Annotated in this window: 18 protein-coding genes; 10 read left to right on the top strand and 8 right to left on the bottom strand. The window is 26.7% G+C overall.

Annotated elements, in window-relative coordinates; genetic code table 11:
* Positions 1 to 26 precede the first annotated feature (26 nt).
* The 3 genes from BRSU_RS11590 to BRSU_RS11600 all read right to left on the bottom strand — a co-directional run bounded on the left by BRSU_RS11590 (position 27) and on the right by BRSU_RS11600 (position 2290).
* The gene (locus BRSU_RS11590; protein WP_048595587.1) at positions 27 to 755 is read right to left on the bottom strand and encodes an amino acid ABC transporter ATP-binding protein; all 729 of its coding nucleotides are present in this window, start codon (positions 753 to 755) and stop codon (positions 27 to 29) included.
* On the bottom strand, positions 748 to 1461 hold the full coding sequence (locus tag BRSU_RS11595) for an amino acid ABC transporter permease (RefSeq protein ID WP_048595589.1): 714 nt from the start codon (positions 1459 to 1461) through the stop codon (positions 748 to 750). Before BRSU_RS11595 ends, BRSU_RS11590 begins: the two co-directional genes overlap by 8 nt.
* A gap of 85 nt (positions 1462 to 1546) precedes the next feature.
* Positions 1547 to 2290, bottom strand: coding sequence for a basic amino acid ABC transporter substrate-binding protein (locus tag BRSU_RS11600; RefSeq protein ID WP_048595591.1), 744 nt, complete (start codon positions 2288 to 2290; stop codon positions 1547 to 1549).
* Positions 2291 to 2478: 188 nt separating this feature from the next.
* Here BRSU_RS11600 and BRSU_RS11605 point away from each other — a divergent pair, with 188 nt between their 5' ends.
* The 7 genes from BRSU_RS11605 (at position 2479) to BRSU_RS11635 (ending at position 7233) form a co-directional block, all read left to right on the top strand.
* Positions 2479 to 3087, top strand: a complete 609-nt coding sequence (locus BRSU_RS11605) for a LemA family protein (protein WP_048595593.1) — start codon at positions 2479 to 2481, stop codon at positions 3085 to 3087.
* Positions 3088 to 3174: 87 nt separating this feature from the next.
* The gene (locus tag BRSU_RS11610) at positions 3175 to 4212 is read left to right on the top strand and encodes a substrate-binding domain-containing protein (RefSeq protein WP_048595595.1); all 1038 of its coding nucleotides are present in this window, start codon (positions 3175 to 3177) and stop codon (positions 4210 to 4212) included.
* A 156-nt stretch (positions 4213 to 4368) separates the two neighbouring features.
* A complete protein-coding gene (rplS, locus tag BRSU_RS11615) occupies positions 4369 to 4803 on the top strand; it encodes a 50S ribosomal protein L19 (RefSeq protein ID WP_048595597.1) in 435 nt (144 codons plus the stop codon).
* A 28-nt stretch (positions 4804 to 4831) separates the two neighbouring features.
* Positions 4832 to 5659 carry a sulfide/dihydroorotate dehydrogenase-like FAD/NAD-binding protein gene (locus BRSU_RS11620; RefSeq protein WP_048595599.1) on the top strand — a complete coding sequence of 276 codons (828 nt, stop codon included), beginning with the start codon at positions 4832 to 4834 and terminating at the stop codon, positions 5657 to 5659.
* Between the two features lie 71 nt (positions 5660 to 5730).
* Complete coding sequence (locus BRSU_RS11625; protein ID WP_048595601.1) at positions 5731 to 6144, top strand: hypothetical protein; 414 nt, start codon at positions 5731 to 5733, stop codon at positions 6142 to 6144.
* A 109-nt stretch (positions 6145 to 6253) separates the two neighbouring features.
* Positions 6254 to 6745, top strand: coding sequence for an LEA type 2 family protein (locus BRSU_RS11630; protein ID WP_048595603.1), 492 nt, complete (start codon positions 6254 to 6256; stop codon positions 6743 to 6745).
* A complete protein-coding gene (locus BRSU_RS11635) occupies positions 6745 to 7233 on the top strand; it encodes a hypothetical protein (protein WP_048595605.1) in 489 nt (162 codons plus the stop codon). The genes BRSU_RS11630 and BRSU_RS11635 overlap by 1 nt, the downstream gene beginning before the upstream one ends.
* Here the strand turns inward: BRSU_RS11635 and BRSU_RS11640 are convergent, their stop codons facing one another.
* From BRSU_RS11640 to BRSU_RS11660, 5 genes are all read right to left on the bottom strand, one after another.
* Positions 7234 to 8241 carry a guanido phosphotransferase gene (locus tag BRSU_RS11640; RefSeq protein WP_048595607.1) on the bottom strand — a complete coding sequence of 336 codons (1008 nt, stop codon included), beginning with the start codon at positions 8239 to 8241 and terminating at the stop codon, positions 7234 to 7236.
* Positions 8231 to 8779: an excinuclease ABC subunit B gene (locus tag BRSU_RS11645; protein ID WP_048595609.1), complete on the bottom strand. Its 549-nt coding sequence runs from the start codon at positions 8777 to 8779 to the stop codon at positions 8231 to 8233. The genes BRSU_RS11640 and BRSU_RS11645 overlap by 11 nt, the downstream gene beginning before the upstream one ends.
* A gap of 74 nt (positions 8780 to 8853) precedes the next feature.
* Positions 8854 to 9564: an IspD/TarI family cytidylyltransferase gene (locus BRSU_RS11650; RefSeq protein ID WP_048595610.1), complete on the bottom strand. Its 711-nt coding sequence runs from the start codon at positions 9562 to 9564 to the stop codon at positions 8854 to 8856.
* 14 nt (positions 9565 to 9578) lie between these two features.
* Complete coding sequence (locus tag BRSU_RS11655) at positions 9579 to 11426, bottom strand: MATE family efflux transporter (RefSeq protein WP_048595612.1); 1848 nt, start codon at positions 11424 to 11426, stop codon at positions 9579 to 9581.
* Positions 11427 to 11672: 246 nt separating this feature from the next.
* On the bottom strand, positions 11673 to 14042 hold the full coding sequence (locus BRSU_RS11660; RefSeq protein WP_048595614.1) for a transglycosylase domain-containing protein: 2370 nt from the start codon (positions 14040 to 14042) through the stop codon (positions 11673 to 11675).
* A gap of 192 nt (positions 14043 to 14234) precedes the next feature.
* Between BRSU_RS11660 and BRSU_RS11665 the strand changes: the two genes are divergently transcribed.
* The 3 genes from BRSU_RS11665 (at position 14235) to BRSU_RS11675 (ending at position 17751) form a co-directional block, all read left to right on the top strand.
* Entirely contained in the window at positions 14235 to 14612 is a 378-nt protein-coding gene (locus tag BRSU_RS11665; RefSeq protein ID WP_048595615.1) for a DUF4234 domain-containing protein, read from the top strand.
* Between the two features lie 908 nt (positions 14613 to 15520).
* Complete coding sequence (locus BRSU_RS11670) at positions 15521 to 16396, top strand: hypothetical protein (protein ID WP_048595617.1); 876 nt, start codon at positions 15521 to 15523, stop codon at positions 16394 to 16396.
* Positions 16397 to 16512: 116 nt separating this feature from the next.
* On the top strand, positions 16513 to 17751 hold the full coding sequence (locus BRSU_RS11675) for a M14 family metallopeptidase (RefSeq protein ID WP_048595620.1): 1239 nt from the start codon (positions 16513 to 16515) through the stop codon (positions 17749 to 17751).
* The last annotated feature ends 124 nt before the right edge of the window (positions 17752 to 17875 follow it).

Below are 17875 nucleotides of genomic sequence, written 5' to 3' on the forward strand. Positions count from 1 at the left end.
ATATATCAACTCAACTATTATAAAAATTAATGATTCAATACTTTATACAAGAATTCTTTTACTCTATCATGTTTAGGATTAGAGAAGAACTCATTAGGTTTTTCATCCTCAAGTATCTTTCCGTCATTCATAAAAAGTATTCTAGTAGCAACATTCTTAGCAAAACCCATTTCATGAGTAACAATTATCATAGTCATGCCTTCTCTGGCAAGCTCTATCATAACATCTAAAACCTCTTTAATCATTTCAGGATCCAAAGCAGAAGTAGGCTCATCAAAAAGCATAATATCAGGCTCCATAGCCAAAGCTCTTGCTATAGCTATTCTCTGTTTCTGTCCTCCTGAAAGCTTGCTAGGATAAACATCTTTTTTATCAACCAAACCTACTTTATTAAGAAGTTCTATAGCTTTTTTCTCAGCATTTTCTTTTGAAATTTTTTTTACTTTCATAGGGGCTAAAGTGATATTTTCCATAACAGTTTTATGAGGAAATAAATTGAAATGCTGAAATACCATTCCAAGTTCCTGTCTTATAACATTAATATCAGTGTCTTTATCCATGATATTTTTGCCATTTATGATAATATCACCTTGAGAAGGTTCTTCAAGTCTGTTTAAGCATCTTAAAAAAGTAGATTTACCGCTTCCTGAAGGTCCTATTACAGCGATAATTTCTCCTTTTGCAATATCAACATCTATACCTTTAAGAACTTCTAATTTTCCAAATTGTTTATATAAATTTCTTACCTTAATCACTTTCTCTCAAACCCTCCTCTACTCTCTTCATAATCATCGCAAATACAGAAGTAAGTATAAAATATATTATTCCCACAGCAATTAAAGGCTCAACTCCTCTATATGTTTGACTTGTAATGATGTTAGCAGATCTAAGCAAATCAACTCCGCCTATAAATCCAACAACAGAAGTTTCTTTAAGCAATGCTATAAACTCGCTTACAAGAGGAGGAAGTATTTTTTTGATAGCCTGAGGTATTATAATTTCTTTCATAGACATAGAATAATTCATACCTAAAGCCCTTGCAGCTTCCATTTGTCCTTTATCCAAACTTTGTATGCCTGCTCTTATAATTTCAGCAACATAAGCTCCGGAGTTTATTCCAAAAGCAATTGCCGCTATAATAAGTATTGGAGTATCTCTTAAACTATCAACAAAAATAACATTAGCCCATATCATGAGCTGTACTACAACAGGAGTTCCTCTTAAAATATTTACATACCAGAATGCCAATTTTGATAAAGGATTGAAATCTTTGAACTTTTTAGAGTTTTTGAACGGATAAAATTCAGAAAGCTGAAGCAATGCCACTAATATACCTAGTATAACACCTATTATAGTAGAGCATGCTGTTGTTCCTACAGAAAATAATAATCCTTTTATAATATAGATGTATCTCTCATTTGATATGAATATTAACTTTAGAAGTTCTAAATATTCAAGCATATATATAAACCCTTATAAAAAATATATCCTCTTCTTATAATCCCATACAAAATCGAGAAAATAAGAAGAAGATATAAAATATATATTATTTCCCAAAATACTTACTTATTAAAGCATCATAAGTGCCGTTTTCTTTAAGTGTTTTTAAAGCATCATTCATTTGAGCAAGAAGTTCTGTATCTTCTTTTCTCATAGCAATAGAATACTCTTCAACAGCAGCATCAGTTTCTACCAATTTTAATTCAGTATTCTGAGCTACATAGTTCTTAGCAGGCTCATAATCTAATACAACAGCATCAACTTTCTGAGATTTCAAAGCTAATATTGTTTCTGCAGTAGTATTGAATTTCTGAACTTCTACATTAGGCATCTCGCTTACCAAAATGTCACCTGTATATCCTAAAACAACACCTATTTTCTTACCTGTAAAATTATCAAAAGAAGTTATATCTGTATTTGCTGCCTGAACTACTATAGACTGTTTTGAATTATAATAAGGCTCTGTGAAATTAACAAACTTTTTTCTTTCTTCAGTTGCTGTCATACCAGCTGCAATAACGTCTATTTTTTTAGCCTCTAAAGCAGGAAGTAGTCCGTCAAACTGCATATCCACTATTTCTATTTCTTTACCTATTAACTTAGCTGCTTCTGCTATTAAATCCATATCAAAACCAACTATTTTATCACCTTCTCTGTATTCAAAAGGCTCAAATTCTGCATTAGTACCTACATATAATTTGTTTTTTTCTTCTTTCTTTTGACAGCTTATGAATAGAACTAAAACCATTGACAAAGCTATAACTATTTTTATAATATTATTCTTAAACATAATAAAACCCTTTACTTTCTAGATTTTTGCAATAATTCTATATAATAATGTAAAAAAGTCAAGGTAAAATATATGCTTTTAAAATGCTGATTTATCACATAAATGAATTTGAATTAATAAGATATATAATATATAATTTCTACCTAAATAATAAATAATTAAATAATAAAAATGGAGATGTAAAATATATGAGAGGTTCTGCGGTAGCAATAATATTTATCATAGTGAATATAATAGCTATCAGCATATTTATGATAGTATCCACTACTTCAATAAAAGAATCTATATTAACAGAAGAAAAATTATCTAGAGAATCATTGGACTCTATATTAGATACTTATTATAAAAAAAATATAGCCTCAGAAAATTATTATAATGCAGTATCTGTAATACCAAAAATAGATATATACGTTTTGCATTCTTTAAGCAATTATATAGAAAGAATAAAATCAATAGAAGCAGACTCTACTTTAATAGAAAAGCCATTAACATTTCAGGAATATCAATATATTCAGGCAAGAATAACTGAAAATATAAATAAAATTAATTATACGGCTAGAAATTATCCGGTATTAAGAACAAATCTTAATTACATAGAAGCTATAAATGAAATGCGTCCTATAATAGAAGATGAAAAAAAATATATATCCGCTTATAATGATCATGTCTTGGAATATAACAGACTTACTACAACTCCGCCTTCAAGTATAGTAGCAGGTATAATGGGTAAATTTCCTTTCTTAAAATTTGAAACAGGAACTAATATTATAGCACAAACTTCACATATGTTTCAATAAATAAAAATATATTATTAATTATATTTGCAAAAATTAAAACTTTTACTATAATATAAATAATTAAATATTCGGATAGTATGAAGCATCATGAACGATAATGTAATAGAATTGAAAAACCTAAAAAGAGTAACGCAGAAAGAAATCGCTAAAAGACTTGGAATAAGCAGAACAACTGTAGCCAGAGCTATAAACGGAAGTGAGTTTATTAAAGAAGAAACTAAATCAAAAATATTGGAATTGGCTTCAGAATTGAATTATGAAAAAAATTATATAGGAAGTTCTTTAGCAAATCAAAAAGAAAAAACAGTTCATTGCCTTATAGCTAATTCTTTTAATGAATTTTATACAAAAGAAATAGTACGTGGACTTAATACTATTCAAAAAGAATATTCTATATATAATTATAATCTAAAAATAACACCAACAGAAATACATTCTCCAGAAAAACAGGTAGAGATTTTAAAAAACATCTTAGAAGAAGGTAATATTGACGGTTTAATAATTACACCTTTAAATAGAGAAGTAATATATAATATACTAAAACCATATTTCGGTAAAATTAATATAATATCCATAGGAACAAGATTATCTGAAAATATACCGCATGTAGGACCTAATCATATAAAACAAGGCTCTATAGTTGCCGGAATAGTTTCTAATCTTTTAAGAGATAATGAAAAACTTCTTATTATAGATAATGGAGATGATAATATTTCTTCAGGAATGTATTTAGAAGGTTTCTTACAAAGAATAAAAGATACCAAAATAGATACTATAGGTCCTATTTACTGCGGAAATATAGAAGACAGCATACATACTATCAAAAAAATATGCTCTAAAGAGAATATTAAAGGAATTTATATTAATAGATATGCTCAGGAAATTTATGATATGATAGATAAAAGCATATTGAAAGATAAGAAAATAGTTACTCATGGTATGGCAGAAAGCATCAAAAACTTAATAAAATCAGGCATAATATCATTTACTGTTATGGAAGGCGTATTTATGGAAGGATATAATGCCGGTAAAATGATGTTTGAAATGATATACAAGAAAAATGTTAGTACTAATTGGGAGGTTTCTGATTCTAAAATAATATTTTTAGAGAATTTACAAAATTAATATTATTAAAATTTATTTTGAATTTTACTTGATAAAATTAACATATTATGATAGAATATTGCAACTATATTCTATAATGTTATATTTGTTTATTTTAGATTCTTACGGAAATTAAATAACATTAATATAAATAAAATTAATTAGGAGATATTACAAATGGATCAACAGATAAGATTAGTAGAAGCAAAATATAAAAAAGAAGCCATACTACCTTTTGAAATAGGTGATACAGTAAAAGTATGGGTAAAAATCATCGAGGGCGATAGAGAAAGATTACAGGCTTATGAAGGTACTGTTATTTCTATTCGCGGAAAAGGAATTAATAAAAGTTTTATTGTTAGAAAAATATCTTACGGCGTAGGCGTTGAAAGAATATTCTTATTAAATTCTCCTAGAATAGATCATGTTGATATCATAAGAAAAGCTAAAGTAAGAAGAGCTAAACTTTACTATCTTAGAAATAAAGTTGGTAAAAAAGCTCGCTTAGTAGAAAGATTGGGCGTAAAAATACCTAAACATTCTGATTTAATAAAAAATACTGCTGAGGAAAATACAGCAGCAGAAGAAAATAATTCAGCTTCAGCAGAATAATATTTTTTAATATTTTAAGGAGAATTTTATGGGCTATAAAATAGTTGCCAGAGAGCAATGGTCAGAAAAAGTTTTTATGATGAAAGTACTAGCTCCGGATATTGCTAAACATCGTAAAGCTGGTAATTTTATCATATTCAGACTAGATGAGAAAGGTGAAAGAGTACCCCTAACTATAGCTGATGCTGACGCAGAAGCTGGTACTATTACTATAGTTACTCAAAGTATAGGATATTCAACTACTAAACTTATGGGACTTAAAGTTGGTGATGAAATATTGGATATCATAGGACCATTAGGTCAGCCTACTCATATAGAAAAGAAAGATGGTATAGTTTTAGGTGTTGGCGGCGGTGTAGGTATTGCTCCTTTACATCCTATAGTAGAAGCTCATCATAAAGTTGGTAATAAAGTTATTTCTATATTGGGTGCTAGAGATAAATCACTTATCATTATGGAAGATATGATGAAAAAAATATCTGATGAAGTTCTTATCTGTACTGATAATGGAAGTTACGGAGAAAAAGGTCTTGTAACTGATATGATCACTAGAATATATGAAAGAGGCGAAAAAATTTCTGAAGTTATAGCTATAGGTCCTGCTATAATGATGAAATTTGTTGCTATGCTCACAAAAAAATATAATCTTCCTACAGTTGTTAGCTTAAACCCTATTATGATAGATGGTACTGGTATGTGCGGATGCTGCAGAGTAAAAGTAGGAGATCAAACTAAATTTGCATGCGTTGAAGGCCCTGAATTTGACGGACACTTAATCGATTTCGATCTTCTTATGAAAAGACAGGCTATGTACAAAAAAGAAGAGCATGAATGCAATTTAAAATTAGCTAATTAATATTTAATTATAAAATAAAAAGTTACAGTCTGATTCAGATTGTAACTTTTTTATGATACAATCTATTTATAATGAAATTACTTGTAGATGTTAAGATAAAAAATCTTGTTCTTCAGAAATTTGAATGGGACAGCACATACTTTCAAATAACATTAAATATAAAGAATAATTATCCTATAAAAATAAAATTAGAAAATCTAAAACTCAATCTTATTAATTGCTTAAATGAAAAATTTGCCTATAGTGAATGCAATAATATATCAATAAAATCAAGAGAAAATAAAGATATTACTTTTAATGTAATTTTATACAATAAAGAATTTTCAAACTTAATAAATAACTTCTTTAATTTTAAAAAATCAATATTTAAAATTCATATAATAACTGCTAAATTAAATATGTTTTCTATAATACCAATAAATTTAAAAAACTATGAGCATAATATTGATATACTTGATATTATAAAACATCTATATAATTCATAGAACTAACTATTTAATTTATTTTTAGTGATAATCAATAATACATTATTATATATTACTATTTTCAGTTATATTTGTTATATAAATATGACTAAATAAAAAGGTATGATTTATGATTAAGAAAATAACCGTTATAATCTCAATATTATCAATGCTATTTATACTATCTTCATGCGAAACATTGCAGTCATCAGCAAGAGAAATTACAAGAAGCTACATAGAAGAACATAAACCTGATATAAAAGCAAAAAGTGCTAAAATATCAAGTGTAACATTACAGGATATCACTTTAACTACTTTGTTTGAAATAAAGAACAATTTAGACTTTGAAGTTCCTATTGATAAAGTAAAAATAGACCTTATTAATACTTCAGGAAAAACTTTTGCAACAGCTACTTCTGTAGAAACATTAAAGATACCTGCAAATCAGGCAAGAGATATTAATTTAGATTTTAAAGCTAAATATTTAGATGTATTTACAACAGCTTTTGATGCTATAAAATCAAAATCTTTTAAATGTGATGCTAAAATAACTTTAACATTCACTGTATATGGAATGAAATTCGAATTCCCTTATACTAAAGAATTGACATTTACAGAATAATGAAATTAATAAAAATATCAATTTTATTATTAATAATAGCTGTATCATGCTCTAGAGTAAAATCAGAGGCTAATAAAATTACAAGAGAATATGTAGAAAAATATAAACCCGATATAATTGTAAAATCTGCCTCTATAGATAATATGACTTTATCTGATATTACATTAAATACATTAATGGAAATAAAAAATAATTTACCCTTTGAGCTTCCGATAGAAAAACTTGAAATAAACCTTATTAATTCTTCAGGTGATATATTTGCTAATTCAAAATCATCTGAAGAATCAAATATTATAAAAATTCCGGCTAATGATTCTAAAGAAATTAATATGAAATCTAAAGCACAATATATAGATTTATTTCAAACTGCTTTTGATGCTATAAAAACAGAAAGTTTTAAATGTAATGCTGATGTAATTTTGACTTTTAATGTTTATAATATGAATTTTCAATTTAAATATGATATAGAAATAATTTTTATAAAATAGCTATTTTTTTAATATGTCCCTTATAACATTAGCTCTTATTTCATCAATATTTCTATAATAGCTGCTTTTTTCATATAAATGCTTTAAATGAGCATTCTTTCCAACAAATATCATATAATATATGGTATCCAAATTTATATTATCAATAATATCATAATAAATACCTAATCTAAGCCATAAACTATAATTGATAAGCTCTCTATATTTTAAAGATCTTGCTGACAATAATATAGCATTACTTCTATATATTCTATCTTCAGCCTTAACCCTATCAAGTTTTTTTATTCTATTTCTTATTTTCTTTTCTTTTTCAGATATCTCTCTAACCTTTTCTATAATGGTGTCAAGTATAAATTTTTCAGTAACACCTATCATAATATTATTGCTTATATTTAACAATCCATTTTTTAAATTAACTTCAAGACCTTTTTTATTACATTCACTGATTATATAGTCTATATTATCAGGAGTTTTCCAAGTAAGGCAAGGAACAGCTATACAAACTTCAGCCCTCATAGCCGTACCTATTATATTAGGCGAACTAGTAAGAAATCCGAACTTTTTATCATAAGCAAAATCTACTTTCTGATCTAAAGCACTCTCTATTTCATAAGCCTTATTAAAGCAACTTTCTAATTCTAAACCTCTTGCTATAGTTTGAATTTCTAAATGCTCATTTGAATTGATTAATAAAGATATATCCTCATCTTCATCTGTGAATAATGATGCATGCACTATATTCTTATTGCTTGGTATAGTAAGATTTTCTATAAGCATTCTAATATTTATAGAAGGAATATCAATAAGTTTTTTATATGATAGATTAAGATTTAATTCTTCTATACTAGACTTTAAAATATTTTCTGTATTTTGAAAATCTTCTTTATCCATATTATGGAAGAATCTAATATCATCTAAATTCCTATAAATCGAAATTCTAGAATATAGTACTATATTATCATCTTCACCTTTTTTGTATATCCAATTTGAGGTATTATTAACGGACATCTTTTTTTTCGCTCTTAGTTTTTTTAGATATTAAATCTTTTTTCAAATGTTCTAATTTATCTCTTATCAAAGCAGCTTCTTCATATTTTTCTATTTTTATAAAAAGTTCTATTTCCTCTCTATATTTATTAATTTTAGATTCTATATCTTTATTGGTTAAATTTCTGCTTGATATTTTTCCTATATGTTTATTTTCTCTATGTATTTTCTTTATATGTTTACTGATTTCAGATTTAAAATATTCATAGCATTTAGGACAGGATACTACTCCTGTTTTTAGGAAATCATCTAAAGAATATCCACAAACTTTGCATATTTTATTTGAATGCGGAGTTTTTTTCTTCTTCTTTTTGGAAGGCAATGACTTATAATTTGGAAATATAGTATCAATATTATTAAACTCTAATTCTAAGCATTTTTCTATAATATTGCCGTTTATTTCGCATTCTTTACATATATGAATTTGCCTGCGCTCATTACCTATTATTTCTTGAATATATAATACAGCTTTTTCTTTACCACAGATATTGCACTTCAAAATGATTGCCCCTAATAACTTATTATTAAAATTTTATCATTTAATAAAAAAAAAAGCAAATAATTAATATAATTTTATCTTAATTTTATAAAAATATCTAAATCTTCTCTATTTGTAATCTTTATATTATCAGAAGAGCATTCAGCTATCTTTACATCTCCTAAATATTTACTGTATATCTCAGCATCATCTGTAACCAAATCAGCATCTTTATCATTTATATACATTTCTATAGCTTTAATATAATTATCAAATTTAAAAGCTTGAGGGGTAGCAGCTCTATAAAGATATGTTCTATCAATAGTATCTGTTATAGTTTTATCATCATTAACTTTTTTTATAGTATCTACAACTTTAGAAGCCAATATAGCAGCATCATATTTCAAAACTGTTTCATATAACAATGTAATTTCTTTCTTCTTAACTAAAGGTCTAACACCATCATGAATAAATACATAATCTGTCTTAATATCTTCTCTATGCTCATTTAAAAAAGTCATAGCATTATATACAGAATATACCCTCTCACTTCCGCCTTTTATATAATGAATATTCTTCTTTATTTTTTCTTTAATAAGCTCTTCTTTTTCTATATATTTTTTTATATTCTTTATCTCTTCTTCGGCACTCACCAAAACAACATTATTAAAATTAAATTTAAGCATATTTATAAGAGTATGAATAAATATATGCTTATTATCAACCTTTATAAATTGTTTTTTGACTTTGCCTGCAAATCTTCTTGAACTTCCTGCTATTAATATTACTAAAGTTGTATTATTCATAAATATTTATTCTCTCATTTATTTTCTGTATTATTATTTTTATTTCTTAAATTCATTCTTTCTTCTCTGCGTTTTTGGTTTTCTATTTTTTTCTCTTCTCTTAATCTATGTCTTGCCTCTCTTCTAGATTGAACTTCCTGCTTCATCTGTAATTTTTTAGCTTCTTTTTCTTTTTTCCTATTTTCATTATACTCTTTACGTTCTTGATTTTTCTTCTCTCTCAATTCTTTCATCTCTTCAAGCTGCATTCTCCATTCTGCTCTTTCCAATTTTCTCCTCTCTTCTTTTTGTCTTTCTATCTCTTCCTTCTTCTGCATTTTTTCTATCTTTTCAAGTTCCTTTTCTCTAAATAAAACAAGCTTAACAGGATCTTTTATTTTACTTAATTTATCTCTCATCTTCTGAACATAATCTTTTCTCTTACCAATATTTTTAGGGAATAATCTAGCCCCCAAAGAATCTACAAACAGCCTAGTCCTTAAAACAAGACTATTTTGAGTTCTCAAATTAATAACAGATACCCAAGGCACTCTTAATATTATAACTAATGCTATTAGTCCTGCCATAGTATTTGAAAATAAATTACCCCAAAATACTGACCAATATGATAAATACTTACTTGTTAAAAGAATAAATATAAATCTCAAAAACCAGATCCTAAGCAAACTTATTATAAGAGGTATCCTAGTTCTTCCAAGACCAATTAAAGCCCCCTGAGAAACCATAGCAACACCAAAACCTAATACACCAAAAGCAAATATAGGAAGTGATTTATTAGCTACATATAAGTCTTCAGCTTCCCTAGTAAATAATATAGTAAGATGCGGCGTAAGAGGTATAATAATAGCTATAAGAACAATAGCCGTAATAACAGACATTATAATTCCTGTATAACAAGACTTTCTGGCTTTATCATTATACTTAGCTCCTATATTCATACTAACCATTGTAGTAACAGCAGATCCGAAAGCAGCAGTAAAATTGAAACATATATTAACTATATTATTGGATATACCTTGACCATTTAATACTGCAGCTCCATATTTTTCAACTTCTGTATTGATAAGGAAGAATCCCAAATTGGTTAAAAATGTATTAAGCATAGAAGGAACACCTATAATCATAAGTTCCTTCAATACTGTAGAATCAAATTTAAACTCTTTTAAAGATAATTGATCATCTCCTTTCTTTATAAATAAATCATAATACATCCAAACTGTTACTATAGAATAAGTGGAAAATGAAGCCAATACACTTCCTACTACACCTAAATGAAGTAAATAAACATATATAAAATTAAATAATATTTTTAAAAGCAGTAATATTATACTTCTTATGAGAGTAGCTTCCGGTTTACCATTAGCATTTTTTATACCATTATATAAAGCAGCTAAAAATGTCATAGGCATAACAAAGCTGTATAAGGATAAATATGTAAATACATTCTCTTTAATATTAGGAAGAAGATTCATTGATACTAATATGCTCACAACATATAGTGTAGGCCCCATAGCAATTCCAAACATTACACCTATAACAACTATTTGTGTGGATATTCTTTTTGCATTTTTAAAGTCCCCTAATCCATTATACTGCCCTACTATAGCCATAGCAGCAACACCTAAACCTTGAGATAATGCTGTCATCATATTTATTATAGGTTCTGCAAAATGCACACTGCTTGCTATAACAGTACCTGCAACATTATTAAGAAAAAGGCCGTCCATTAATGGTATCATAGACTGAACTATACTCATTATAAGAGTAGGAATAGATAACATTATTAATGTATTAGTAATAGGGCCATGAAGTATTAAATCACGTCTCGCCTCTGTAGATTGACTTTTAAAAAAACTAATCATACTTATCCTTTAAAATTTCTCGTATAAATAATATAACCGATTATTATATATTATATTTTATATTAATAAAAAAAATTTTGCATGAATAAAACAAAAAAATTAATTTTTTTTGATTATTACACAAGCAGATAATTATATCAATCATAATAATTTTTTATGATTTTATATAAATTATTACTCAATTTATATAAAGTGAAAAAATTAGAATATTTTTAAGGGAGCTTTTCATAAGCCCCCTTTTTATTTTTAACTTCTTATATTTCCTAAACTAGGATCCTCTATATTATCTTCAGGAAGCAAGTATATATTATTATTGTTTTGATTATTATTTTGTATGTTGTTGTTTTGATTACTATCATAGCTGTTACTATTTTCATCTAAAGGAGTATAATAAAAATCTCCCTCATCTTCCATCATAGCATCATTAGTTGCTTCATTTCTAGGAGTACCTGTTCTAAGGTGATCTATAGGACATTGAGTAGATAAATCAACATTTCCTCCTACTGTAAGAGGTGCTACATTTACACAAGTATGATTTCTAGGAAGTCCTGAATCCTGACAAATTTCTACTATTAATACATCATTAGGAACAGGCCAATTAAATTCTCTCTTAGATGAAGGAGTGATAGAATCAAGATATTGAAATGTAGCCAAAGCAGTAGTAGCTCCTCCTGTAACATTATTAGGAAGTAAATCATTTCTATCGCTTCCTATCCAGGTAATTGTAACTATTTCATCATTATAAGCAGCAAACCAGTTATCTCTATGTTCGCTTGTAGTTCCTGTTTTTGCTGAATATGAAGGATACTTAAATCCGTAAGTATTAGCACTTCTGTAGGCTGTTCCTCCAGGGGCTATTACTTTCTGTAAAGTAGTATTTAAAAAATAATAAGATGATGGGGAAGTTGCACTTATTTTACGAGGTGTTCTATCAACTAAAGCTGTAACACTAAGTTCATTACCATCAATATCAATTATTTTATCTACTATATAAGGCTCATATTTAATACCGCCGTTAGCCAATGCACTATATGCTGAAGCTAAATCAAGCGGACTCATTTCCATAGTTCCTAAACCTATAGATAAAGCATTCGGTATATAAGCATTTTCTCCAAAAAATTCCCTTGAATGTTCTATAAAATAAGAAAGTCCTATATCATTTAATAATTTCACAGCTATAGTATTAATTGATTTTGATAATGCTGTCTCTAAAGTTATTTCGCCTCTATACCTTCTGTCAAAATTTCTAGGTGAATATGCAGGCTTTCCAGAACCTTGAGGATAGCTATAATTTGTATCAAGCATAGTAGAAAAAGGCTGTGCTCCGCCTTCGAATGCATATAAATAGATAAAAGGTTTAATTACACTCCCTATTTGTCTTTTTGCTTGAACTGCTCTGTTAAACTGATTTTGCAATGTGTATCCGTCACCACCTATCATCACAAGTATTCCACCTGTTTTAGGATCTATTGATACCATTGCACCCTGATAGCTTCTGTTTGAAGAACTAGTCTGCAATTTTCTTATATTTTCTTTCATTACAGAATCAGCAACTCTGTAATATCTTTCATTTACAGTTGTATATATTTTAAGTCCTGACAATGCAAGCTCATCTTTATTGAAATAATTTAATAATTCCTGTCTTACATATTCATTTACATAAGGTGCTCTGTTTACAGTCATTTTCCATTGCGCACCTTTAACCTGCTTATTTATATTAGTATACTCTTTATCAAATAATTCAAGTTCAGATTCCATAGTTTGTTTATCTATGATATTATTTTTCACAAGTCTTGATAATATTTGTTCCACTTTTTTTCTGCTGTTATCAGGATTATTTACTATAGAATAATATGTAGGATTAGGAAGCATACCAACTAATATAGCATACTCTAATAATCTGCATTGTCTTAAAGGTTTATTGAAATAATGATTGGCTGCAGCTTCAAATCCGTAGTTTCCGTCACCAAGATAAACAGTATTAAAGTACATAGCTAAAATTTCTTTCTTAGTATATTTCTGTTCTATCTCTCTTGCTGCAAACATTTCAAATAGTTTTCTCTCTATAGTTCTTTCACTTTTAGTAAATAGAAGTTTAGCCAACTGCTGAGTAAGTGTGGAACCTCCGCCTACTATTTTTCTTGTTAAAATAGTTTGTATACCTAAATAAGCTGTTCTGAAATAGTTAATACCTTTATGAGAATAGAATTTCTGATCCTCCATTAAAAGCAAAGTCTGCTCTAAAAGAGGGTTAATATCATCAACATTAACAACCTCATAAGCAGGAGGCATATACTCACCTATTAATATATTATTTCTATCATATATCTTTGTAGGAGGAGAATCTCCGAAAGGATTTAAAGGATTAAAATATCTTATCCTTTTTTCATTACCTCTTATAACTATTATATCATAGTATTCTTCAAGCATAGCCATACTTTGATCTCTTCTGGCAACCCAGTCTTTATATACGCCTCCGACAAAATATATACCTACTATACCTACTGCAACGAACACGAATAAACATACTATAAAAATAGTTAATATAAATTTCTTTAATTTAGATTTTTTCTTCTTTACTACGTTGTTATTATCTTTAATTTTTTTCTTAAACATTTATCACCATATTAACATAATTATATATATTATATATGATACTATAATATATATAACATTGCAAGCGGAATTTATTTAGATTTTTTTTATTTTAATAATAAAAATTATTAGTTTTATATATTAGAAAATTATAATTGACTTATATATCTTTATATATTAAACTAAATGAAAATATATTTTAAGTGAATATTTATGAATAATTTTCAATCTAAATCTTTATTAACAATATCTATTTTGTCAATAGTAACATGCGGTATATATTTTATTTATTGGATTTATGTAACAACAAATGATATTAATAATTATATGGAACAAGAATATATTAATCCTACATTAGCTGTTGTTTTATCAATAATAACATGTGGATTATTCACTGTATATTGGTTCTATAAATATGGAACTATAGTATTTAATGATATGAGTAAAAAAGCTGAACTAGACAGTTATGGTGAGAGTGCTGCTGTTTTAGCTATACTCTTATTTATACCATTTGGATATATTTACTCTATTATAGCTCTTCAATCCAAACTTAATATCATTTTCACTAAATATTCAGAGAATAATGTATAATAAAAATTTTCAATTATCAATATTCATATCGCACGCTGAATAAATTCACAAATATAATACAATTCTCAATTATCAATAAAAATCATAAATAAAGTTAAGTTAATCGTGCGTTAAATACATTTTTTAATTAAATAAATCTTGGGTGGGGCTATATTTTCTAATAGCGTAGAAAAACAAAATAAAGTAAAAATTTCATAGTAATGCCTTAAAAAATAAAGGGGGGTATGTAAATAATTTTTTTAATTTATTTTGATTATATACTCTAAAAATGATAGATTTTAATAAAAATTTTCAAATTTATTCTAATTTTTATAGTTAAATATCGTATTTACACCTAGCCAATTACCTGAATATATAAAAAAGATTTATATATTCTAATTACAAGTAAGGATAAAATCATTTATATTGATAAAGTTAAAGATCAATATAAAATTAAGTTAAGTAATGAAATTTATATCAACTTTGAAAAAAATTGTTCTTGAAACTACATAAGCAGTAACGACAAATTATCTTAAAATATACTTCTAAAAACTATAGCGAGCAAAATTAAAAACATAATGAAAAATACAATAATGCCTACATGTTTAAAATCAGCAAAATAATAGAGTCTATAGAATAATATTAACTAACTATTTAAAAATTTGCATAAGAAATAACAGCAATTAGTAATGGTATAACTTTTAAACATTTTGTATATATTTAAAGTAATTAATATACATAAGACTTGAGTCTTTAATTATATTCAAGCCTTTTATTTTATAAGCGTAATTTTTTTTTAAAATAATCAAAAAAACAACACATAAATTCATAATTTTATTATATTTATTAGCATATTACTATTTAACAAATATTATTATGTAAAAGACAATTTACAAGATAGATAATATATAAAAAATAAAGGATATACTATGATAAAAAAAACAATATATTACATCTTTACATTTTTATTATTCATATTCTTCATAAGCTGCAGAAATAATTCTAATAATGTAACAAACCCTACATCTTACAGCAATCCTGCAACAGAAACTATAAATAAATACACAGTTAAAGGAATAGATAATAAGTATAATTCTACTTGGAAATTTTTCAATGCTGACAGCACAGGAAATGATTCAGTTGATGTTGTTATATCAGATGGCGGAATAAGTGGTTTAGTAATATCAAATAAAACTGATAAGGTTAATTTTGATAAAAATGCTATTTACAGCATAAAAGAGGAAAATAAAAATAAATACTATGACAGATATTATGGATATATAGTAAGTTCTGATAATTGGGTTGGAGAGATTCAATTTCCTACTGATGAATTTGAAACTGTTGGATTTATTTATATAAAAAATAAAAAAACTTCAGATATAATAGTTGGTATGATTGATAAAGCTCCAGGACCTAGAGAAGGAATAGATAAAGGATACTGGGGAAAAAGAAGCAGAACTAATAATGGATTAAAAAGAACTGTAGATATACAAGGAGATTTTGTAACATATTATGAGAATGAAGTTCAAAAAATAAAAATACCTTCAAAATTCTTTGAATTATCTAAAGGAGATGGTTTTTACGGATATAGCATAATGCTTGGACTTTTATATCCTGGAGTATCAATAAATGTATACAATTCTAAGAATTCAAGTATATTACCTAGCGTATATTTTGAATATATTGATTACAATTATTATCTCGATATACAATTAAGAGATGATGGAGTGCCTATTTCAGCAAAATACAATAAAAAAGAAACTATATACTCTTCCGGAGATATGTTATATTCTAAAGAAAACTAATTCGTTGTTTTAATACCATAAATTTATATATATATGCTTTAAATAAAATTTTTATTTAAAGCATTTTTATTTTTAAACGAAAATTAAAACGATATTTTTATTTAATGGTTGTTTATATGAATAAATATATAATAATATTTTCTATAATACTTAGTTCTATATTATCGGCTAATAGTTTTAAAGTTATATCCAGACAGGGAGAAGCCTCTGTAATTGTAAATGAAGAGCATGCCAATATGGATATAAAAAAAAGTTTTCCAGATGATTATTTCTCTATATCTACAAAAGAGGAATCATATTTAGTAATAGATAATGGTGAAAAATCAATAATACTTATGCCAAGCTCAAAACTTACTTATGAAAATAGTAAATTCACTTTGGATTCAGGATATATTTATATAAAAAGCAAACATAATGATGATATTCAAATGACTTTAACAAAAGATGGCAAAGGATATAATTTCAAAGGAAAATCTTTTGCTGTTGTATCTTATGATGATGAAGTATCTGTTATAACATATAATAATGCTGTAAAAATAACACCTGAAGCATCTTTGGGAGTAAGCTATTTTTTGGAGCCTCATCATAAAACATCTATAATACCAATGCTTAACGGTCCTTATAGAACTACAGAAAATGAAAAATCTTTAATTGAAAATGTATCAAGACAGTTAGAAAGCGAAGTAGCAAGTCATTTAAACGAAGATATAGACAGATATAATTTTAAAATAATGGAAGGCACAAAGAATGAAAACACTATATACAGAGTGGTTCATCCAGAAAAAGGACCTAATATATTTTTGATAGTACCTCATGGAAGTGAAAGAGTTGGTACTGATGTTGCTATGGAAAGAATAACTATGCCTATAAAAAAAGGAAGCCTTACTATTGTACCTATTGCTGTACCTGAAGCATACAGAAAAAATACTAGAGCCATAGAAGGACAGGATATCAATAACAGATTCTTTGATAAAAGTATGAGCAGAACTGATACTGATAAATTAGCTAAAGAGTATATGGATATGCTTGATGAATATGATATAGATGTTGTGCTTACACTTCATGAAGGAAATGGATTTAAAGAATTCTTTGGTGATTCAATAATATATGATACTAGAAAATTAGATGATAAAGTTGTAAAAGTCTTGGATAATATAAACTCAAGAATAGAGCCTATGAAATTTAAATTCAGACAGATGTATTATCCTATGCCTACTACTATTACATATTATGCCGCTAAAAAGAATATAGAATCTTTTGGAATAGAGCTTACAAGAAATTTAGATTATGATAAAAAAAGAATAATTATGCATACTATATTAAGCGAATTCTTAAAAATATATGGGCTTGAATAAAATATAAAAACAATTATATTTTGAAATTTTATTTACATACCCCGCCCTTTATTCTTTATTGCTATAATCTGCAATTTTAAATTTCCTTATATTTAAAATCTATTAAGAAAATAAAGCACCCGCC

Source organism: Brachyspira suanatina, from assembly GCF_001049755.1.
GTDB classification, from domain to species: Bacteria; Spirochaetota; Brachyspiria; order Brachyspirales; family Brachyspiraceae; genus Brachyspira; species Brachyspira suanatina.